At 66.5% G+C, this 20789-nt stretch carries 21 protein-coding genes; 10 read left to right on the plus strand and 11 right to left on the minus strand.

The window, feature by feature from the left end:
• Positions 1 to 12 precede the first annotated feature (12 nt).
• The 3 genes from KUM40_RS10350 to KUM40_RS10360 all read left to right on the plus strand — a co-directional run bounded on the left by KUM40_RS10350 (position 13) and on the right by KUM40_RS10360 (position 3233).
• Positions 13 to 867: a thioesterase II family protein gene (locus KUM40_RS10350; RefSeq protein WP_217165371.1), complete on the plus strand. Its 855-nt coding sequence runs from the start codon at positions 13 to 15 to the stop codon at positions 865 to 867.
• 25 nt (positions 868 to 892) lie between these two features.
• Positions 893 to 2014 (plus strand): LLM class flavin-dependent oxidoreductase, encoded by a 1122-nt coding sequence (locus KUM40_RS10355; protein WP_217165373.1) that lies wholly within the window; start codon positions 893 to 895, stop codon positions 2012 to 2014.
• Between the two features lie 73 nt (positions 2015 to 2087).
• Positions 2088 to 3233, plus strand: a complete 1146-nt coding sequence (locus tag KUM40_RS10360) for a Gfo/Idh/MocA family protein (protein ID WP_217165375.1) — start codon at positions 2088 to 2090, stop codon at positions 3231 to 3233.
• Here the strand turns inward: KUM40_RS10360 and KUM40_RS10365 are convergent.
• Complete coding sequence (locus KUM40_RS10365) at positions 3205 to 3489, minus strand: helix-turn-helix transcriptional regulator (RefSeq protein WP_217165407.1); 285 nt, start codon at positions 3487 to 3489, stop codon at positions 3205 to 3207. The genes KUM40_RS10360 and KUM40_RS10365 overlap by 29 nt on opposite strands.
• A 270-nt stretch (positions 3490 to 3759) precedes the next feature.
• Between KUM40_RS10365 and KUM40_RS10370 the strand changes: the two genes are divergently transcribed.
• The gene (locus KUM40_RS10370) at positions 3760 to 5178 is read left to right on the plus strand and encodes an MFS transporter (RefSeq protein ID WP_217165377.1); all 1419 of its coding nucleotides are present in this window, start codon (positions 3760 to 3762) and stop codon (positions 5176 to 5178) included.
• A gap of 97 nt (positions 5179 to 5275) precedes the next feature.
• Here KUM40_RS10370 and KUM40_RS10375 read toward each other — a convergent pair whose 3' ends face one another.
• The 6 genes from KUM40_RS10375 to KUM40_RS10400 form a co-directional block, all read right to left on the minus strand.
• Positions 5276 to 5911 carry an AAA family ATPase gene (locus KUM40_RS10375; protein WP_308401110.1) on the minus strand — a complete coding sequence of 212 codons (636 nt, stop codon included), beginning with the start codon at positions 5909 to 5911 and terminating at the stop codon, positions 5276 to 5278.
• On the minus strand, positions 5908 to 6618 hold the full coding sequence (locus KUM40_RS10380; RefSeq protein WP_308401111.1) for an HAD-IB family hydrolase: 711 nt from the start codon (positions 6616 to 6618) through the stop codon (positions 5908 to 5910). The genes KUM40_RS10375 and KUM40_RS10380 overlap by 4 nt, the downstream gene beginning before the upstream one ends.
• Before the next feature lie 76 nt (positions 6619 to 6694).
• The gene (locus KUM40_RS10385) at positions 6695 to 6937 is read right to left on the minus strand and encodes an acyl carrier protein (RefSeq protein WP_217165381.1); all 243 of its coding nucleotides are present in this window, start codon (positions 6935 to 6937) and stop codon (positions 6695 to 6697) included.
• A gap of 47 nt (positions 6938 to 6984) precedes the next feature.
• Complete coding sequence (locus KUM40_RS10390) at positions 6985 to 7977, minus strand: beta-ketoacyl-ACP synthase III (RefSeq protein ID WP_217165383.1); 993 nt, start codon at positions 7975 to 7977, stop codon at positions 6985 to 6987.
• Complete coding sequence (locus KUM40_RS10395; RefSeq protein WP_217165385.1) at positions 7974 to 8678, minus strand: AAA family ATPase; 705 nt, start codon at positions 8676 to 8678, stop codon at positions 7974 to 7976. Before KUM40_RS10395 ends, KUM40_RS10390 begins: the two co-directional genes overlap by 4 nt.
• Positions 8679 to 8704: 26 nt before the next feature.
• A complete protein-coding gene (locus tag KUM40_RS10400; RefSeq protein WP_308401113.1) occupies positions 8705 to 9766 on the minus strand; it encodes an AvrD family protein in 1062 nt (353 codons plus the stop codon).
• 152 nt (positions 9767 to 9918) lie between these two features.
• On the opposite strand from KUM40_RS10400, the gene KUM40_RS10405 reads away from it, so the two are divergent.
• On the plus strand, positions 9919 to 10875 hold the full coding sequence (locus KUM40_RS10405) for an NADP-dependent oxidoreductase (protein WP_308401114.1): 957 nt from the start codon (positions 9919 to 9921) through the stop codon (positions 10873 to 10875).
• Between the two features lie 58 nt (positions 10876 to 10933).
• Here the strand turns inward: KUM40_RS10405 and KUM40_RS10410 are convergent, their stop codons facing one another.
• The 3 genes from KUM40_RS10410 to KUM40_RS10420 form a co-directional block, all read right to left on the minus strand.
• Positions 10934 to 12175 carry an NADH:flavin oxidoreductase gene (locus KUM40_RS10410; protein WP_217165387.1) on the minus strand — a complete coding sequence of 414 codons (1242 nt, stop codon included), beginning with the start codon at positions 12173 to 12175 and terminating at the stop codon, positions 10934 to 10936.
• Positions 12172 to 12825 (minus strand): NADPH-dependent F420 reductase, encoded by a 654-nt coding sequence (locus tag KUM40_RS10415; protein WP_217165389.1) that lies wholly within the window; start codon positions 12823 to 12825, stop codon positions 12172 to 12174. Before KUM40_RS10415 ends, KUM40_RS10410 begins: the two co-directional genes overlap by 4 nt.
• Before the next feature lie 125 nt (positions 12826 to 12950).
• Positions 12951 to 13814: a helix-turn-helix transcriptional regulator gene (locus KUM40_RS10420; RefSeq protein WP_308401115.1), complete on the minus strand. Its 864-nt coding sequence runs from the start codon at positions 13812 to 13814 to the stop codon at positions 12951 to 12953.
• A gap of 202 nt (positions 13815 to 14016) precedes the next feature.
• Between KUM40_RS10420 and KUM40_RS42090 the strand changes: the two genes are divergently transcribed.
• Together KUM40_RS42090 and KUM40_RS10430 are read left to right on the plus strand one after the other, a co-directional pair.
• A complete protein-coding gene (locus KUM40_RS42090; protein WP_217165391.1) occupies positions 14017 to 14478 on the plus strand; it encodes a nuclear transport factor 2 family protein in 462 nt (153 codons plus the stop codon).
• A gap of 29 nt (positions 14479 to 14507) precedes the next feature.
• Positions 14508 to 15062, plus strand: a complete 555-nt coding sequence (locus KUM40_RS10430; RefSeq protein WP_217165393.1) for a flavin reductase family protein — start codon at positions 14508 to 14510, stop codon at positions 15060 to 15062.
• A 386-nt stretch (positions 15063 to 15448) separates the two neighbouring features.
• On the opposite strand, the gene KUM40_RS10435 is transcribed toward KUM40_RS10430, so the two are convergent.
• Complete coding sequence (locus tag KUM40_RS10435) at positions 15449 to 16108, minus strand: ScbR family autoregulator-binding transcription factor (protein WP_217165395.1); 660 nt, start codon at positions 16106 to 16108, stop codon at positions 15449 to 15451.
• A 174-nt stretch (positions 16109 to 16282) separates the two neighbouring features.
• Between KUM40_RS10435 and KUM40_RS10440 the strand changes: the two genes are divergently transcribed.
• The 3 genes from KUM40_RS10440 to KUM40_RS10450 all read left to right on the plus strand — a co-directional run bounded on the left by KUM40_RS10440 (position 16283) and on the right by KUM40_RS10450 (position 20779).
• The gene (locus tag KUM40_RS10440; RefSeq protein WP_217165397.1) at positions 16283 to 17302 is read left to right on the plus strand and encodes a ScbA/BarX family gamma-butyrolactone biosynthesis protein; all 1020 of its coding nucleotides are present in this window, start codon (positions 16283 to 16285) and stop codon (positions 17300 to 17302) included.
• The gene (locus KUM40_RS10445; protein WP_217165399.1) at positions 17296 to 18456 is read left to right on the plus strand and encodes an acyl-CoA dehydrogenase family protein; all 1161 of its coding nucleotides are present in this window, start codon (positions 17296 to 17298) and stop codon (positions 18454 to 18456) included. The genes KUM40_RS10440 and KUM40_RS10445 overlap by 7 nt, the downstream gene beginning before the upstream one ends.
• Before the next feature lie 1408 nt (positions 18457 to 19864).
• Positions 19865 to 20779 carry a zinc-ribbon domain-containing protein gene (locus KUM40_RS10450; RefSeq protein ID WP_217165402.1) on the plus strand — a complete coding sequence of 305 codons (915 nt, stop codon included), beginning with the start codon at positions 19865 to 19867 and terminating at the stop codon, positions 20777 to 20779.
• Positions 20780 to 20789 lie beyond the last annotated feature (10 nt).

A 20789-nucleotide genomic window follows, 5' to 3' on the forward strand; every position in this document is an offset into this window, starting at 1 on the left:
TATGTTCGGCGCATGGTATCGACCAGCCTCACGGAGGCCATCGCGACGGCCGCGAAGAGCTCTGTTGAACCACTGCGCCTTTTCTGTTTCCATCATGCGGGCGGGCATGAGAAGTCGGCTTTCCTGGGATGGCAGCGGAAGCTGGGAGACCTGGCCGAGGTGGTTCCCGTCAGGCTGCCGCACGATGACGCTGTGCCACGTCCGAGCCCGGGAGCCGGGGCTCCGGACGTACCGCGACTGATCCAAAGCATCAACGACGACATAGATCCCTGGACCGGCACACCCCATCTCTTCTACGGACACAGCATGGGGGCGTTGGTCGCCCACCAGGTGGCGCGCCTGCGGCACAAGCTGGGTCTGCCGCTGCCTGAGCGGCTACTCGTCGGCGCCTTTCCAGGGCCGCACCTGCCTCACCGGCTGGCAGGTGCGACCCGCCTTGCGGACGAGGATCTGCGCGCACTCCTGCCCGCTGACCCTGTCTACCGTTCCCGCGCGGCTCGCGCGGCGCTGGAGCGGACCGCCATGACGCGGCTCCGCACGCATCTGGGCATCTGCGACGCGGCCGCGCCGCGGCCGGCCCGTGAGCCCACGGGGTCCCAGGCGGCTGAAAGCCGTCCGCTGCCCTGCCCCATCGAGGTCTTCGCAGGGGTGGACGACGAGATGGTGACGGTGGCCGAGGCTGCCGCCTGGAAACTGCACACCCAAGCCGGCTGCCGCATTCATCACATGCCAGGTGGTCACTTCTTCACCCGTGACTCCGTGGAATCGAAGCAGGCGTTCTTCGCGCGTCTCGCGACCATACTCACGGAGTGCACATCCGTGGCATCTGACGGTCTTCACGTCCGACAGCATCGCATCGCGTCCTGATCAGCAACTTTCCCTGGAGGGATTCGTGTACCCCGAACACCTTGAATTCGGTGCCTTTCTTTCACCCATGCATCCCATGGGTGAAGACCCCACTCTGCAGTTTGAGCGGGATCTCGAACTGGCCGAGCACCTCGATCGGCTGGGATACAAGGAATTCTGGGTCGGCGAACATCACTCGATGGGCTGGAACACGATCGGCAGCCCCGAGCTGATCGTTGCGGCGGCGGCGAGCCGCACCAGCCGCATCACCCTGGCGACCGGGGTGACCACGCTGCCCTACCACCACCCCTTCATGGTGGCCAGTCGTGCCGTGCACCTCGACCACCTGACCCGGGGCCGCTTCGTCCTGGGCGTGGGTGCCGGAGGCATCCCCACGGACGCTCGCATGATCGGCCGTGAGATGAGTGAACTGCGGGGCGCCTTCGGCGAGGCACTGGAGGCGGTCGTCGAACTCGTCAACGGTGAGGAGCGAGTGACGAAGAAAACCTCCTCGTTCACCTTGCAGGACGCCAAGCTCCAGCTGTCGCCCTATCGTCCGGAGGGGCTGGAGATCGCCGCCGCGAGTGTGGCCTCCGGCAACAGCATGCGACTGGCCGGGCGCCACGGCATCAGCACGGTCTCCTTCGGTGCACCGCGGCCGGGGCACCCTCGCCCCGACATGCGCACCCAGTGGGCTTATGCGGAGGAGTCCGCGGCCGAACACGGGAAGACCGTCGACCGCAAGAACTGGCGCATCACCCTGCCCGTCTATGTGGCCGAGAGCCGCGACCAGGCACTGCGCGACGTCCGCGAGGGCTACGACCGCTGGGCCTACGGATACTGGGGCGATATTCGCGGCCTGGACGTGAGCGTGGCGGGAGTCGACCGCGCCCAGGCCCTGGAGGCTGCCATAGAGGCCGGCAGCGTCCTGGTGGGTTCCGTGGACGACGTGGTCGGCGGGATCAGGCGGCTGCGCGAGGAAGTCGGGGGCTTTGGCACCCTGCTCGTCTACGCGCAGGACTGGGCCGACTGGGAGAAGACCAAGCAGAGCTACGATCTCCTGGCCCGCTACGTGGCCCCGCACTTCAGCGGCTCCACCAAGCGCCTGTACGAAGCAGTCGACTGGTACCGCGGCAACCGCGACCTCTTCCCGCAGCTCATCCCGTAGACCGGCCGGCCCGCCCGGGTGGACGGCTCCAGGCACCACCGGGGCGGGCCCCTGCTTCCCAGATGGCGAGGCCATGACCCACAACCCTGTGCGCATCGGTGTGATCGGTGCATCGCCCGACAACGGCTGGGCGGCGGCAGCTCACCTGCCGGCCCTGCTGACACTTCCTCAGTACGAGCTCGTAGCCGTCGGTACCACACGCCAGGACAGCGCGCGAGAAGCTGCCCGCCGATACGGTGCAGCCCATGCCTTCACCGATCCGAGCCGTCTGGCACGGCATCCCGACGTCGAGGCCGTGGCGGTCGTCGTCAAGGTGCCCCACCATGTGGAGTTGGTATCCACGGCTCTTCAGGCAGGCAAACACGTCTTCTGCGAATGGCCGCTGACGACGACCTCGGCGGAAGCCGAGCGGCTCACGACGGCGGCCGCATCCGCTGGGGTGCACACTGCCGTCGGCTTCCAGGGCAGATGGGCGCCGGCAGTTGTGCGGGCCCGCGCTCTACTGGCCGACGGGCACATCGGGCGTCCCGTGTCGGTGACCGCCTACGCGGCCCGGTCGGTCGCGGCCGGTGCACGGCTGCCCCGCGCCTTGGGCTACACCGTCGAAGCGGCCAGCGGGGCGGGGGCACTCGAGGTCGCCGGAGGCCACACGCTCGACACGCTCCAGTTTCTCATGGACAGCGAACTGACGTCGGTTTCGGCGCAACTGGCCACGCAGCACCGGCAGATCACGCTGGACGACGGGAGCACGGTGGTGGCGACCAGCCCGGACCATCTCGCTCTGCACGCGTCGTTCGCCAACCATGCGATATGCGTCGCGCACGTCCACGATGCCAAGTCGTTCGGGGGCCGGACATGGATCGAAGTCTCCGGAACCGAAGGCGAACTCGTCCTTGAGTCCGCAGGCGACCGTGGCCTGCAAATCGGCGCCCTGACCCTGCGCGTCCTGCGAGGAGCTGCCGCGCCCACTGAAACCGGGGCTTTGCACGGGCGGGCGGCGGGGCCCCGTTGTGCGGCGCGGGACAACATAGCCGCCCAGTATGCGGCGTTCGCGGATGACATCCGCGACGGTGGAAGCCGGACGGCGAGCTTCGCCGACGGCTTGGCCACGCACCAGCTGCTGGACGCGCTGCGGGGTTCCGCCCGCAGGGGACGCAGGATCGATCGGCTGGCCGGGCCGCAGGCTCCGTTCAGCTCTCCGTGGCCGACGACGCGCTGACGACGGCGTCGAGCAGCCCGGGAAAACGCCGCGCGAGGTCGTCGGCACGGAGCTCGTTCATGCGCGAGGTGCCGACGTAGTACTGGCGGATGACGCCGGCGTGCCGCAAGACTTTGAAGTGATGGGTGCCCGTGGAGCGGGAGACTGAGATATCGAAGGTGCCGCAGGCCATGTCGCCCTGAGCCTGTGCGAGCTGGCGCACGATGCTGCGGCGGACCGGGTCGACGAGTGCTTCCAGCACGCCCTGCAGGGTCATGGCGCTCGCGTCGGGATGATCCGTGATGCGTTCTGTGGCGGTCCGTACGGTCACGGCTGCTCACCTCCTCCTCGGATTTCTCCACCATACTACGACATCCACCATACGTTGATGAGTGTCAAAGTTTGACAGTCATCAACGTATGGCGTTCAGTAGATACGTAGTGCACGGCAAGACCCAAGCCGACCCGCGGGGGGCTGAAGTTGGGCGGTCGCCTCCGCCTGGCCCCCACGAGGACATGCCCGCCCCGACCTCCGCAGGAGAAGAAAGATGACTTCAGCCCAGACCGGAGTGACACCCGCGCCTGCGCCAGAGCGGCGCGAGGTATCAAGCGGCCTGAAGATCACAGCACTGGCCACGGGATTCGTCATGGCGACCCTGGATGTCACCGTGGTCAACGTGGCAGGCGCCACCATCCAGGAAAATCTGCAGACCACCCTGACGCAGCTCACGTGGATCGTCGACGGCTACGTGCTGACCTTTGCCTCGCTCCTGATGCTCGCGGGCGGGCTGGCCAACCGGATCGGCGCGAAAAGGATCTACCTGTGGGGGATGGGCGTCTTCTTCGTCGCCTCCCTCGCGTGTGCGCTGGCACCCAACCCCGAAACGCTGATTGCGGCCCGCTTGGTCCAGGGTGCCGGCGCAGCCCTCTTCATGCCCAGCTCCCTGTCCCTGCTGGTCTTCTCCTTTCCGGAGAAGCGTCAGCGCACGAAGATGCTGGGCCTGTGGTCGGCGATCGTGGCCACCTCTTCCGGGCTGGGGCCCACGATCGGCGGTCTGATGGTGAGCGCCTTCGGCTGGGAGTCCATCTTCCTGCTGAACCTGCCGATCGGCGTACTCGGCATGTATATGACCTACCGCTACGTTGCACCGGTCGAGACCCGCGCCACGCGACTTGCCGTCCCCGGCCACATCACGTGGATCCTGCTCCTTGCCGCCATCAGCTACGCACTGATCGAAGGCCCTCAACTGGGCTGGGCAGCCGGACCGGTGACCGCCGCCTACGCGGTCACCGTCGTGGCCGCAGCCACTCTCGTCATCCGCGAGCGGCGTGCGGCCAACCTCGTGATGCCGTGGCTGCTCTTTCGCCATTCGGGCTTCGCCGGCGCCAACATTGTCGGCTTTCTCTTCAACTTCGCCCTTTTCGGGTCCACGTTCATGCTCGGGCTCTACCTCCAGCATGCCCGCGGAGCATCACCGTTCGAGGCAGGCCTGGAACTGCTTCCTATGACCATCTTCTTCCCGGTGGCGAACATCGTCTACTCGCGCATCTCCGCCCGGTTCTCCAACGGCATGCTGCTGACGACGTTCCTGCTGCTCGCCGGAGTCGCCTCCCTGACGATGGTCACCATCTCCTCCGGCACGCCCTACTGGGTGCTGGCCGTTGCCGTCGGCGCGGCGAACATCGGGGCGGGCATCATCTCGCCCGGCATGACAGCGGCGCTCGTCGATGCCGCCGGCCCCGAGCACGCCAACGTGGCCGGCTCCGTACTCAATGCCAACCGTCAGATCGGCTCGTTGGTTGGCATCGCAGTCATGGGTGTCATCCTGAACTCCATCACGGACTGGAACCATGGTGCCGCCCTGTGCTTCCTTGCCGTTGCCATCGCCTATCTGCTGGGCGGTCTCGGCGCCTGGCGGCTCATCGCGTACCCGGAACGGCGCCTTGCCTCAGCGACGGCAGCCTGACCCGGGTAGGCCATCTGTGCGGCGGCCCGATCGGGCCGCCGCACAGGGTGCAGACGGTGCCCGCGGCGATGCGCACTGATCGGATCGTCCTGGACGGTCAGGGTGCCGATGGCGCGCAGGCGGCCATCAATCGGCGGCACTTTGCAAGGCGCTCGTGAAGGCTGCCCGTGACGACGTGGACCGGAACATCTGCCCGGCTCAGTGCTTCCAGGAGCAGCTGATCCGAGATCGCCCGAAAGGCTTCACTGATCGGCTGAGGCGAGTCGGCCAGCGGGCCCTCTGCCGGGACATGCACCACCAGGTCGTAGCCCTCCTGGGCATGAGCCATGGCCAAGTGTCCGATCTGGTCGGCAACCTCCTCAAAAGCTGTCAGAGCTCCGGACCCGCAGGCAGGCGGAAGGCGCGCATCCGCAGCAGGAAACCGCCCGAGTGCCAGGCGTACCTTCGCATACACCCACTCGTGAAGAACGGATCCGTCCGAGACGAATCCCTGTGGCAGGAGTGCCTCACCTACCCGCCGCTCAGTGAACCGGCGCACCGTCAGCTGCAACAACTCCGCTTCGGTACAGTCCTCCAGGGACTTTCCCGATCCTCCCAGGGGATCGCGCATGGCCATGCCGTGCGTCCGCGGCAGTAGCGTGGTCTGCGCGAGTTGCGTCGTCAGGGTGGTCTTTCCGTTGCCGTAGGCGCCGACGAGGGCGACCCGCAGAGCCCTGTGCTGCACCGTTGTCACTGCTGCATCCCTTCTGTGGAGCGCTTCTGTTCCCGGCCCCCTGCCAGAGTCGGCCATCCGTACTCAGCCGCGTGGCCGACCATCTCGGCGTCGCTGCCCACGACGACGGGATGCCCGACCATTTCCATGTAAGGAACGTCCGAGATGTGGTCGCCGTAGGCGAAGCTCTGCTCCAGATCGAGGTGATGCTCATCGGCCAGGCGGCGCACCGCGTCCGCTTTGGCCGCGCCGATCATCGGAGTGCCGATCGCTCCGGTGAACACTCCCGCCCTCACCTCGGGACGGGAGCAGAGCAGAACGTCAGCCCCGAGATGCTCTGCGAGGGGGTCCAGACATGCTGCGAACGAACCCGAGACGAGCACCGTCACATGCCCGGCGGCAGCGTGGGAACGGAACTCGGCGAGAGCTGATTCGATGAGGAATCCCGGACGGCCGGCCCTGCCGGCGAACCACCGGGTTCCCTCTTCGGCCACCGAAGACACCGGTACGCCCTTGTACATCTCGTAGTAGGCCCGGCAGCGCCTGGTCCTGTCCGCGCCGGCCTGCGCCAAGCCGTCGAGCCGCTGCCGGAAGGCTGGATACTCCTCGGGGCGCCCGCAGGCATCCAGATGGCAAGCGAGGAAATCGAACATTGTGGTGCCATTGACCAGGGTGCCGTCAACGTCGAAGAAGGCTGCGGCACGCGTGGCGTACCTCGTCAGATTCACCGTAGTTACTCCTGATTGCATCTGGGCGGGAGGGCATCCCGCCCTTCCGCCCAGATGCGCGCTATCTGCGTGCCCGTCAGGCCGTGAGCGTGCGGCTTCTGCTGTTCACCAGAGCGGCGGTCGCCTCGATCGTTTCGGCCTCAGCCAGTTCCTCATCGGTGATCTCGACGCCGTAGTCACGTGTGAGGATCACTGCCAGTTCGACGAGGACGAGCGAGTCGAATTCCAGCGATTCAAAGTCAGTTGCTCCGGAGATCTCCATATCTCCTATGTCGAAGGTCTTCTTGATCAGTGCGCTGATCTGCTGTGTAGTGGTCATCCCGCCTCACCCATAGATGTAACTGTCACGATGCTCTGTCCTGAGGCCTACAGCGCCACGATGTCGGGCCACACTAGAACGGACGATCCCCAGGTGAGGCCGCCTCCGAAAGCACTCAGCAGGACACGGTCACCGGGAACCAGGTCTCCGTCCGTGACGGCACGGGCCAGGGCAAGAGGTATGGACGCGGCCGAAGTGTTGCCGACGCGGTCCATGTCCATGATCATTCGATCACTCTTCACCCCGAGCCCGTCCGCCACCGCTCGCAGGATCCGAGCATTGGCCTGGTGGCCCACGAACCGGTCGATTGATTCCGCAGCCCAGCCCGTTGTCTCCAGCAGCGCCCGGGCCGACTCGGTCATGCGGTCGACTGCGTGCCGGAAGACGGGCTTGCCCTGCATCGTGAAATAGGAACCAGCCGGGCCGCTGCCCGAGGTCCGTTGTCGTGAGCCTCCGTCAGGAATGGTGATGAGGTCCTTCAGTGACCCGTCACTGCCCAGATCGAACCCGTAAAAGCATCCGGGCCCGTAGGACGCTGTGGCCTGGAGTACCGCGGCGCCGGCACCGTCACCGAAGATGACGGAGGTCGCCCGGTCATCGGGGTCGAGGATCGTCGAATAGGTTTCGGCACCGATCACCAGGACACTGCCTGTCAAACCGGCGGCGATATGGGCAGCGGCACAGGCCAGCCCATACACGAAGCCGCTGCACACGGCCGCGATGTCGAACGCCGGAACGGTACCGAGCCCCAGTCGGCTTGCCACGTCCGGAGCAGTGGCCGGACACGGGTGGTCGGGCGTGGTCGTCGCCACGATTACCATGCCGACCGCGTCTGTGCCGGCCGACCTCAGAGCGTTGCGGCCCGCCTCGACAGCGAGATCACTGGTGGCGGACCCCGCGCTCCAAAAGCGCTGCTTGATGCCCGTGCGTGACTGGATCCACTGGTCGTCGGTGTCCAACACCCGGGACAGCTCTTCGTTGGTCACCCGACGCGAGGGGAGCGCGGTGCCCAGACCGGTCAAGGCCGCAGTCGCGTTCATGCCACCGCTGCCGGCGCACGGTCGGTCTCGCTCGTCGTGTCGATCTTGGCGTAGTCCGCCCTGGCGAGCGCGATGGCCTCCTCGATCGACATCTGCGGAGCAAATCCGTAGATGTCGACTATCTTCTGCAGGCGCTCAGGGATCGTGCCCCCGACGATGTGAACCGGTATCCCGAGTTCGTTGATGTTCTTCAGGAGCATCTCGTCGGCCAGTGAGCGGAACCGCTCACTGACGGGCCGGTGCCCGTCCTCGACGATGGGGAACTCGACAGGCAGGTGGACGAACGAGTCGTACGAGGCCTTGGCGTGCTGCCTGGCCGGCACACCCATCTGCTCCATGACCTGCGCGTAGAACCGGATCTCGTCGGTCATCTCGACGTTGTCGAGGTTGACCGACTCGTTGGGATTGATTCCCACCAGCACCCGCACGGTTCCGTAGGACCACTCGTGCAGCGAGGACCCGTCCGAGACGAATCCGTTGGGCAGGTGGCTCTCGTTGACAGCACGTTCCTGATTGCGGCGCATGATCAGCATGATGATCTCTGAGGCGGTGCACTCCTCGAGTGTCTTGCCTGGAACGGAGATCGGCAGCAGTTCGCGCATGGTCATGGCTGAACTGCGCGTCAGGCCGGTCAGGTGGGACACGGCCATGGTTGTCAGGGTCTTGCCGACCGAATAGGTGCCGGAAATGGCCAGGTTCATATTGCTTCTCCTCTTCTGGTGATGGGCTACGGAAGGCGGTGCGCGACGGAGCAGCGCAGTCCGATGCCGCAAAATTCGCCGACGATGTCCGCGGAGCGCCAGAGCTCCCCCCGGCTGTTGGTCAACTTCCTGCTGCGTTCCAGCCGGGCGGTGGTGCCTTCGAGCGTCTGCAGCGCGGGACGCGCTGGATCCAGATCCAGAACCGTTTCGCGCATCCAGAGCGTGTTCGAGCGGGAACGGGACACCCGGTCCATCGCGTAGAGCAGGATCTGGCCCAATTGCAGCCCGATGACAAAAGCGTCAATGGGCGAGGCGCAGTCGCGCAGTTCGGCTTCGAGCCCCGCGGCGGGGGTCCGAACGGCCTCGTTGACGCGGACCGCGGCAGTTGCCTTGTTCAAGGCCACATCGAGTTCCACGTCCTCGACGAACTGCTGGCGCGTGGTGAAACCCGTGCCGAACAGACGGGTGTGCGGGTCACCGAGGGCCATACGCCCCGCCGCGTGACGCCCGGGGAGAGAGGGAGCCTCAGCGGCATGTCCGTGACGAACGGTGCATGTCATCCGCAGGGTCCCCACGCGGCAGTCCATCGTGCTGACGGACCGGCCGGGTTCGCCGGGCGCTGGGCATGTGCTGACCAGGCGGGCGCTCGCGGCGAAGCCATCGAGGTCGTCCTCCACAGGGGTGGTGCCGGCCTTGATCCGGGCCCGGACGAGGACTGCCTTCGACAGCTCGTGCACAGTGAGCCCCACAGCATCCACCAGAAGCACTTCGCAGAGCTGCGCACCGATGACCAGTACGTCCACGGTGGAGAGGTGGGGCCGCTGATCTTCGTCGCCCTTACGTGACCAGTCGGACGGATAGCGCACCTGCACGGATGCATCGATGCGAGGGGATTGGCCCGGGTCTTCCGTGACGGTGATGTCTCGAAGGCGGTGCTCGGCACGCTTGTAGCCCTCGCCGAAGAATCGCTTGTGCCGCGGCCCGAGAGCATGGTCGACGGACCGATGAAATATTTTCGATGGTGCAGATGTGCTGCCCGGCATGCACCCTCCAGTGATTCCGCCGATATGGCTGGTGTCGTCGATCACTATTCGGGAGATGCGAAGGGAATGTCCAGTGCGTGTTTCTGATGTCACCTCGCATGCTGGTGGTGGGAAAAATAGGAATGCCGGTCACTTCCCTCGGAAAGGCATGCGCGGAGAAGATTTGCACTTGATGCAGTCAAAGAGAGGTGAACAGAGTGACGAGGCAGATGATCGCGGTAACGCAAAGGAGGTTCGGCGACCCGGGCGTCCTCACGGCAGTGAGCACAGAGAGGCCGGAGCCCGGCCTCGGCGAGATCCTGGTGCGGGTCCATGCAGCGGGGGTCAACCCGGTCGACTGGCGAACCCGCGCGGACGGGGGACTGGGCACACTGGGCCGCCCCCCGTTCGTGCTGGGCTGGGACGTCGCGGGGACAGTAGAAGCCACCGGGCCGGGAGTCACCCTGTTCGAGCCGGGCGACCGAGTGATGGGGATGCCCCGCTTTCCCCACGAAGCCGGCGCCTACGCAGAGTTCGTCACGGGCCCGGCCCGGCACTTCGTGCACGCTCCCGAGCGGCTCAGCTCCGCCGAGGCGGCGGCACTGCCACTGGCCGGCCTGACCGCATGGCAGGCCCTGACAGACACAGCCGTGCCCCGTGTAGGCCAGCACGTACTCATTCATGGGGCGGCCGGCGGCGTGGGACATCTCGCCGTCCAGATCGCCGCGGCGCGGGGGGCGAAGGTGACGGCCACGGCCCGCACGGCCCACCACGAGCAGCTGCGGGCCATGGGAGCAGACGAGGTCATCGACTATGCCGACACTGAACTCGCTGCTGCCGTCGCGCAGGTGGATACAGTCATCGACACCGTAGGAGGGGCCTGCACGACGCGGTCCCTGGACATCCTCCGGCCCGGAGGGACACTGGTGACGCTACCCGGCCCACCTTGCGAAGCCGTGTCCCGGCGGGCCAGGCAAACCGGCAAGCGCCTGTTGTTCATGCTGGTCGAGCCGGACCGGACCGGCCTCCTGGCGCTCACCGACCTCGTTGACCGCGGGCAGCTGACGCCCGCTGTAGCAGCCGCGTTCCCTCTGGCCGCGGCAGCGCAGGCACACCTGCTGGCCGAAGCAGGAGGCCAGTTCGGCAAGACCGTTCTCGAAATCCCGCAGCCGTAGCTGCGCACGGACAAAGGTGTGGGCTACTCCCCGCGGGGAGTAACCCACACCTGCATCGTCAGTACAGGGTGGTGAGCATGTCCGCCGCGAAAGGAACCAGGTCACGCGCCTGACCCGTCCGTATCTTGTTCGGCCACTCGGGGTCCGCGATCAGTGCCCTGCCCAATGCCACCAGGTCAAACTCGCCCTGCGCCAACCGCGCGATCACCGCGGTGACGTCACCGACCCCGGCACCCTTGCCATCCAGATAGGTGAGAAAGTCGCTGTCCTCCAGGCCCACTGACCCCACCGTGATGGCCGGCTTGCCGGTGACCTTCTTGGCCCACCCGGCCAGGTTCACCTCGCTTCCCTCGAACGCGGGCTCCCAGAAGCGACGGGTAGAGGCGTGAAACATGTCCACCCCCGCGTCGACGAACGGCACAAGCAGCGCCGCGAGCTCCGCCGGGGTGGCGGCGAGCCGGGCGGCGTAGTGGCCGACCTTCCACTGAGAGAATCGCAGGATGATCGGGAACGAGGGTCCCACGGCTTCCCGGCAGGCGCGCACGACTTCCACGCCGAACCGGGCGCGCGCTTGAGCACTGCCTCCGTAGGCGTCGTTGCGGCGGTTGGTCACCGGCCACAGAAACTGATCGATGAGGTAGCCGTGCGCGGCGTGCAGCTCGATGCCGTCGAACCCGGTTCTCTGCGCGTCGACGGCCGACTGGGCGTATGCGGCGACGGCTCTGTCGATGTCGCGTCGGCTCATGACCCGGCCCATCGGGGGAGCTTCCGGCCGGGAGGGGTCCACACCGGAGGGGCTCTCCAGCTCGAATCCCTTTGGCAGGATCGCCTCGACCTGGACAGCGTCCATGCCCCACAGCAGTGGGTCGAGCCCGGCGTGCATGAGCTGTGCCGCAATCCTGCTGCCCTCCGCGTGAACTGCGTCTACCACGGCAGACCAGCCGGCCAGTGCGTCTGGGCCATGCAGGCGGGGAACCGACGTGCGCCGTTCCGCCGCGGCATGCGCGATGGCAGCACCCTCGGTGATGATCAGCCCGACTCCGTTGCGTGCACGGCGCGCGTAGTACGCCGCCACCTCTGGCCCCGGGACACCGCCCGAGGACAGTTCGCGCGTCATGGGCGCCATGACGATGCGGTTGTCCAAGGTCAGAGAACCCACCGTGAGTGGCTCGAAGAGTGCTGCGGTCACGGCGCGGACAGAGGGCTCCGGCCGGGAAGCGGTCTGGTCCTGAACGACGGTGCTGTCGGCCGCGACGATATCGACTGAACCGCCCAGCGTGTTCCTCGCGCCCGTGCTCATGCGCTGAGGCCAGCCGCCGCACGCAGGTCCGCAGGGGTGAACATGTGAGGGAAGAGGACGCCGCCCGGGTCGAGTGCAGCGGAATCGTCGAGACCTCCGAGATCGACGGGGGAGAAGCCGGCGTCGAGTATCAGGCTGCGCACGGTCTCCTTGGCTGCAGCGTCGTCACCTGCGTAGCCCATGCCCCAAAAATGCCGCTGCTGTGTGCCGCGGGACCAGATCAGCTCGTCCATGACGTGTGTGAATGCCCGCACCACAGTTGAGTCGGAAAGCGTCTTGGCCGCGTGCCTGCCCTGCGTGAGATCCGAGCCCAGAGTGGAGATGATGCGCCCTTCGGCGGAGAGGCCCATGGGGTTCGTGGCGTCGATGACGAGCTTTCCTGCCAAGGTGTCCCCGACACTCTGCAAGAGCTCCTCCCACGCCGGATAGGGCACGGACAGCAGCAGGATGTCGTTCGTTTCCGCGGTCTCGACAAGACCGGCCGCACGGGCATCGGGGCATGCGGTGCTGACGAACCCCGAAAGACGCTCCGGGCTGCGGGAGCCGAAGGTCACATGGTGGCCCGCCGCTGACCAGTGGCGGCCGATGGGTCGGCCGACGTTGCCCGCTCCGAGAATGCCGACTCGCAGGGCAATGCTGAGTGTGGACATGCTGCGTGCTCCTTCAGTAGTAGCTGCCGCCGATACGGCGATGCTCATGGCTCAGCACTGGGCTGAGTTCTCACTGGTGGCGTGACAGGGAACCCGGACCTGGGCGCTCGGATGCTGACCGGACCTCAGCTGGCCACCAGGTCGAGGCCGGCCTCCTGGACATGAAGCAAGGGCATGTAGAGCATCAGACGGAGGTCCGAGTTCTCAAGCAGTGACAAGGTCAAGTGCTCGTACCGCACCCTCTTTTGGCCCGTCACACGTACCCGCACGCGCGCCCTGGCCGTGCTGCAGGTTTCATGACGCGCCCAGAGACCGGCGAACGCCTCGTCAACACAGCAGAGTTCCTGCGCCAGCAGGTCGAAGTGGGCATCCCCAGGGAAGCGCGCCCCCTGGACGCGGAACTGGCCCACAAGGCGGGCTGCCATGTCCTCCCAGTCAGGAAAGCGGACGCGTGCCGAAGGGTCCGTGAAGAAGGCCGTGAGGTAGTTCTGGCCAGGGCTTGGAACCCCCAATAGCGACTGCGCGTTGCTGTTGGCGGCCAGGACGTTCCAGTATTGGTCGACGACGAAGGCTGGCGCAGGGAGCCAGCCGTCGACAACGGGCTGCAGACGCGACGCCTCTCTCGGCGCGGCACCCCGCGAGGTGAGCTGCGGCGGATTGGTGCCCGCCAGCCGGTACAGGTGCACTCGCTCGGTGTCATCCAGCCGAAGGGCATGACTGATCGCATCCAGCACCCCGTCCGAGACTCTTATATCCCTCCCCTGTTCAAGCCACGTGTACCAAGAGGCGCTCACGCCGGCGAGGACTGCGACCTCTTCGCGACGCAGTCCGGGGGTGTGCCGCCGACCCGTAGCCAGCAACCCGACATCGTCGGGTGAAAGCCGTGCCCTGCGGGACCGCAGGAAGTGCCGAAGCGCCTCGCGCTGCCTTCCGGAACCGTCAACCACTGAATCTTTCACCACCCCAGTGACGCTAGACAGACGCACCACCAGAGTCAAACCTTTGGGAAGGTTTTTTATGTTCCGTCACGCAGAGTTAAAATCGTGCTTACGGAGCACGCTGCCATCCCAGGCCAAACCTGGTGCTGTCACCACCACTCCCCCTGCCCACAGGAGAAGTTCGCTCTGGAAGAAGCCGAGAAGGTCTGCTGATACTCCAAGCGGCTTCGCCCCCGAGGAACGGAATCCTGCCGTGACCGATCAACACCTTCGCGACCGCTATGAAATCGTCGAGCTGTGCACCCGCATGGGGTGGCACCTGGACCACTGCCAGTGGGACGAACTGGTGGACCTGTTCACCGACGAGATCCGCCTCGACTACACGAGCCTGAACGGCGGCGAGCCGGTCACCCTCGCGCGCAAGGACGTCATCGAGAAGTGGCGCAGCAACCGCGAAGGCCTCGCTGCCACTCAGCACCTCGTCTCCAACCAACTGGTCGATGTCGAAGGCGACATGGCGGAAGCCACCGCGATGTTCCAGGCGACACACCTGCTGCCCAACGAGTTCGGCGGCCCGCTGTGGACGCTCGCCGGCGAGTACCGCTATGCCCTCGTGCGCACGGCCGATGGCTGGCGTATCAGGGGTCTGACCATGTCCATCATCTGGGCCGAAGGAAACCGCAACATCAGGGACCTGGCCGTCCAGTCAGACTGACCACCGGCAGCAGTGAAGGGAGCCTCACGATGGCCAACCTGACGGCCGACGACACCGCGCAGGAAGCCGCAGACAGCCATACCCCAACATCAGAACCCCAACCGCGGGCCACTTCCTCCACCTTCCGGCGCGTACTGGGCCATTTTCCCACAGGGATCGTTGTCGTCACGGCCATGCACGACGGCGTCCCTGTCGGCTTCGCGGTCGGGTCCTTCACCTCGGTGTCGCTCGATCCCCCCCTGGTGGGCTTCTTCCCGGACAAGAGTTCGACCACATGGCCGCGCATCCAGCGCGCTGGCGCCTACGTGGTCAACATCCTCGGGGACCACCAGCGCGAGGTCTGCCAAGCCTTCGCCACCAGTGGAGGCGACAAGTTCCGCACCCTGTCCTGGTATCCGGCCGCCAACGGGGCCCCGGTGCTCCATGACGCCAACGCCTGGATCGAGTGCGACATCAGCACGGTCACCGAGGCGGGCGACCACTGGTTTGTACTCGGGCGAGTGCGGGACCTCGCCGTCGTCAATGACCGCAACCCCCTGCTCTTCTTCCAGGGCCGATATGCCAGCCTGGTCGACACGCCATGACGCGATCAGCGGTGCGGTGCGGGGCGCAGTGGGACTCATCGGACACAGAGTGAGGCACCAGCGCCCTGTGCGAGAACCACTGCACTCTCCCTGGCGGCCCGGGTGCCGCCCCTGAACGGCGGTGGCGGTGGCAGGGGCGGCACGTCGCCTAGCGGACGCCCAGGTGCCACTTCTCGCCCCCTCGCTGAGCAGAAACCCATGCCCGCCCAAGCCGCGGACGGTGGTCCCGCCACCGGTTGCGCTCGGCCCTGTCCGGCGATCGGTCCCACTCAGCAGCCGGCCGGAACAAGGAGGGAGCCCCACGGGCCATGCGCACCGACGCCGGCTGGTGGGGCCGTGCCATCTCAACGGTCGGCGGCCGTCTTCCTGGTCCGGACCTTGCCGTTTCAGGCGCGGATCGCTCCGATCAGCAGGTCACGTACCTCCTGCCACCTGTCGACGATGTCGGCACGGCGCTGGAGTACGTCGGAAATGTGCTGCATGCCGAAGAACCCGGCCACCAGGGCGCGGGCGGCACCCGCCGGATCGATGTCCGCCTTGATCTGCCCCTCGTCCCGTGCGGCACTCAGGAGCTCAGTGAGTAGCGAGGTCCAGTCAACGTAAGGGGTGGGGAGCTCGGCCTCGATGTGGGGGCGTTCCAACTGGAGCCGAGCGCCGGCCTGTACGACGACGTCGTCCCGGAAGGCGAGGGCGGCGCGGTCGAGCATGACTGCGGCCGTGTCCAGCGAGGTCAGGCCCTCCTCCCGGATCTCCTCCAGGAGGAGCGGCCACTTGGCGTAGAGGTACTCGACGACGGCGACGGCGAGTGCTTCCTTATTGGGGTAATGGAAGTACACGGCTCCCTTGGTCATCTCGACCCGTTCCGCTACGTCCTTCACCGAGGTGTGGCGGAAGCCGTTGGCCGCGAAGAGTTCGGCAGCGGCAGTCAGGACCTGTGACTTGGTGCGAGCGGCACGGTCCTGCTGGGGCGTCGGTCCCCGGCGTCCGGCCTGCTTGACCGTGAAAAAAGGAGTCCCGCCTGGAGGCGCGGACGGACTGTTCGGCATCGGCTTCTACCCTCTCCGGATCTTCTGTGCGCAGTACGTGGCGTGTGCACGAAGCGGCTCCTGCGATCATTGCAATATACCTTCCGGCGGGTATATTTTCGTCGCGAGGTCGACTGTTGAATCAAGGCAGGGCCCAGCGCCCGGGCGCTGGGCCCTCCCCTGGGGAGGGACACGATGCACGACACGACCATGCCTGCAACTGGTCACGGCCAGGGGGCCGACAGCCTCCGGCCGGCGCCAGAGACCCGCCTCTCCTTCACCGGCCCGATGCCACGGAGTGCCGTACACAAGGAAGCCGACAGTGAAGTCCTCCTGACCGATGCGAAGTGCATCGGGAAGGACCGGTTCACCATCGCAGCTCTGTGGCCGCGTGACCACTTCCTTCGACACCGCGGCGCGGACGCCCCCAGCGACCCGTTCCTTCTGGTCGAGTCCGTCCGCCAGACGTCGATCTTTCTCTCGCACCGCTTCTACGGCGTCCCCCAGGAACACCCCTTCGTCCTGTGCGACCTCGGCTTCGACCTCGAGTACCCGCTGCCCCCGCGTAGGGACTCCCCACTTCCCGTCGTACTCGACGCCGTCTGCGTCCCGACCACGAACAACCCCCGCAGATTTGGGATGCGCCTGGAAACGACGGCCTACATCGATGGCCGGCGCATCGGCCGAGCATCCCTGCATTGGCTTGCCATGGCACCGAAGACCTACCAACTGGTCCGCTTCCGCGGCGCCCCGGCAGAAAGCGAGGGAGCCAGGGGCGAGCAATCGCACGCTGCACCGGTGCCGCCGCAGGCAGTAGGACACTGCCATGACCGTGACGTGCTGCTCGGCTGGGAGCCGGACGGCGTTCACGAAACCGACCAGTCAACGTGGCGCTTGCGGATCAACCGAGACCACCCCGTCCTGTTCGACCACCACTCAGACCACATACCCGGCATGCTGCTCCTCGAGGCCTGCCGCCAGGCCGCACTCGTCGGCATCCCCCAGACGAGCGACCCCCTCAGGAAAGTCAGCGCAACCTTCACATCTTTCGGTGAGCTCAGCCGCCCCGTGACTCTTCACGCACGTCAGGCGAACCAGGCGGCCGCCGACGAGCATCCCGGCATCAGTGTCACGGCACTTCAGGAAGGAAAAATTCTGGCATCAGCCGTGGTACGCGGCAACTTCGCCACCCAGATGTGCGGTGCGGCATGGTGACCACCACTTTCTGCACCTCCCGGCGCCTGACCGAACCGCCGACCGTACTTATCCGGCTTGCGCAGCGCGACGCGGCGCTCGTCGAAGAGCGCCGCAGCCTCACCAACGACCTCGCTGCAGCGATCACGCAAGCAGGCTTCGCCCGCCACTTTGTGCCCCGCCGATGGGGCGGCACCGCAGGTGACTTCACCTCGCTCCTCCGCTCCTCGGCAAGCGTCGCCGAGGCCTGCGCCTCGACCGCCTGGTGCGCCACGCTGTACGCCGCCCATGCGCGGCTGGCCGCCTATCTGCCGGAACAGGCACAACACGACCTCTGGGCCGAAACCCCCGACGTGCGGATCGCCGCATCGATCGTGCCGCCACAGGGCAACGCGAGCATAGGCGAGAACGGCTGGACGCTCTCGGGCACATGGTCCTTCGTGAGCGGGATCGCCCACGCGGACTGGGTGCTCCTCGCCAGCTGGACCCAGAACACCGCATACGGAGAACCGCCCAGCGGACCACGCGAGCACCGGATCTTTGCCGTACCGCGTGCAGACCTCACCAGCGTGGACACCTGGCACACGCTGGGGCTGCGAGGCACTGGCAGCAACTCCGTCCAGGCGGACGAGGTCCACGTGCCCGCCCACCGATCCATGCTGCTGACCGACCTCATCCCTGCCCTGACCACAGGCTCCCCGTGCCACATGGTGCCCTTCCCGATGGTCGCCGGGCTTCAGTTCGCAGCACCCGTGCTCGGTGCTGCCCGTGGGGCGCTGCACGCGTGGGTCTGCGAAATGAAGGAGCGTCAGTGGCCCGGCGGCCAAGAGGTACCAGCCAAGCTGCAGCAGGCTCTGGCCCGTAGCTCCGGCGAGATCCAGGCAGCACAACTGCTCCTGGAGCAGGCGGCGCACCAGACCGACCACAAGACGCCCACGGCCCTGAACGTCGCAGAGAACCAGCGAAACACAGCCCTGGCGGCAGAGTGGTGCGCCGTGGCGGTCGACAGGCTCTTCCGGGCACAGGGGGTACGGGCACAGGCACAGGACGACCCCGTGCAGCGTCACTGGCGTGACATCACCGCGGCGGCGGGGCACGCCACTTTGGGATTCGAACCAGCGGCAGCAGCGCATGCCGAAGCGGTGTTCGCCCACACTCCACCCCCAAGAGCGTGACGCCTGGCCGGGCGCCTTGGGACCAGACAGGAGCGAATGCTTGGCAGTGACGACCACCGAGGGTGGAGACGGTCATGCCGGGGGGCCGCACGGGCTGATCGCCTGTGAAGGAGCATCAGGTCGCCACTCCTGGTGAACGTGCTCGAGGTTGTTCGAGTTCAATTCCGTCACCGTTGACCGCACAGGGACACCCGAGCCGAGGGCTGGCTGAAGTGCAAGCGACTCTGCACAACGAGACTGACGTCACTACTGTCGCGGTGCAGGGCCGGCGTTTGCGCCGTGATCTTCCTCAGAGCCCTGTACGCCCCTATGCGGGACGTACGGCGGCTCCGTACGGGCAGACGGCTGACGCGCGGCGCCGGTTCCGACCGCCAGGAAATCGTTGTGCATGGGAGCGTTGACTGACGCGCAGGTCGCACGACGGATTGACCATGAAGGTCCACTCTTGATGGGGATCTTCGAAGTCGGCTCCGTCCGCAGTTTCATGAAGCTCATGGCTGGGTCATGATCCATCCCGGAGGAGTCCGAACGAGGCTCGGCCGTACATGGCCCGCTTGAGTGTTTTCCCTATCGCCGTGCGCTCTTCACTGTTCCTAGCCATTCGTCCAGCAGCACCGACGACCAGGCCGCACTCGAACCCAGCCGTTCCGGAAAGAGGCTGACCAACTCCTGCAGGGGGCTCTGCGGCGAGCTAGGCGTGGTCACGGGGCAACTGAAGTCGGGGACTGGCAAGCAAAAGAGCTGGGCGTCAGCGGAGCCTTGAGTGGCCGTTTGCCGTCCGTCCCTGAGCAGCGCACCCAAGACACTGGAAGTGGATATCAAGAGCGGGGAAGTCCGTTCTGCGGACTCTGACCTGCTCAGGGTGCCGCGGCGCGTGCACCCAGGTCCGGGATCACTCGAAAGCGTGGCCTCCCTCTGCGAACTTAAGGCCGGGGCCCAGGTGTTCTAGCGTCCGAACCAGATACGGGTGAGGGCCAGGAGAGAGGACGACGAATCGTGAGAGCAGACACCGACTAGGGCGGGCAGGGAGTGCAGGGAGGCCGACTCCGAGGAGCCGTTCGGCGAGAGCGCCGCGCAGAACCGGTCAAGGCGCTGTGTGTCGGCTGCGCAGTGTGCGCCGAGTGCTTCGCCTGTGCATGGGACCAGCGCATCGAGCACGGCGTGCGGGGCATGACCGCGCGTGAGTGCAGGGCGCTGCTACGGCGTAGGCCCACAGGGGCCGGGCCGTCCTCCCGGCACGGGGCCGGGGGTGCGACTCCTGTACAGGTCGTGGCCCGGGGCATGGCCGCCCCCCGCCGCTGGCACGGCGGGTCTTGCTGCCGGGCAGAGCTGGGCGCCGACTTGCTGTCAGCAAGCGAAGAGCGGCCATGGTGTGCCACTTGCGCCTCATACCTGCGAAAATCCGCACATGAGTTCCATGCCGCCCCGCAAGACGGCCCAAGTGTGTTCCGAGCCGGACTGCGGCCAGCCTGCCGCCTTCTCCACACGTACGAAGAGCACCTGGTGCGATACCCACATCACGGAGATCTTGCGCAAGGGAGGCCTGGAACCGCTGGAGCCCTTCACAAAGCCTAAAGCGTGGCGCCTGACCCGGTGCTTGGTGTGCGGCTGTGAGGCGCACTACCGCTTCGAGTACACCCTGGAGAAGAACACCTACCGGGAAGCGACGTGTCGGGCCTGCTACTGGCGGCAGTGGGCGCGGGAGGCTCGGCAGGCCATGGGCGCGTACGCGAACCTGAGCCCCGTTGCGGAGGGGCAAGCACGGGAACACGCCGAGAAGAATGGCTACGACTACCTCAGCGCGCTGACCGCCCCGTCCCTGTCCGACGACCCGCACCATGTCCGCTGCCGGTACTGCGGTCGCCTGAGCGCCGCACGGCTGGGGGACATCGGATTCGGCTGCCAGTGCCAGATCAACCCCCGACGCGAGCGACAGACCACCAGAGCCTCCGGATCCCCCCAGCGCGACCTCTTCAAGGACAGCGAACTGCCCGTCCTCGGCTGGTGGGACCAGGAGCACAACGACACCGCCGCTTGGGACACCGTCACCGTTAAGGCGCGGCGGGAGGCGGCCTGGCGCTGCCCCGACTGCGGCCTGCGGTTCAGAAGGCGGATCGTTGACATGGTCAGCATGTGCCAGTGCCCGCAGTGCGAACCGAAACGACGCGCTGAGCGGGAGGCAGAGGACACGCGCTATCAGGCGACGCCGGTCGCAGACGTGCCCGAGCTGCTCACCGAGCAATGCTCAAGACCTGTGGATCAGCCCCGGGCGGGGACGCGGAGGCGTACCTTCCCGAATGATCCTTTGATGGTCACCGAGTAGGCCCGCGTTC

The sequence above is a fragment of the Streptomyces sp. AC512_CC834 genome, from assembly GCF_019049325.1.
Taxonomy (GTDB): domain Bacteria; phylum Actinomycetota; class Actinomycetes; order Streptomycetales; family Streptomycetaceae; genus Streptomyces.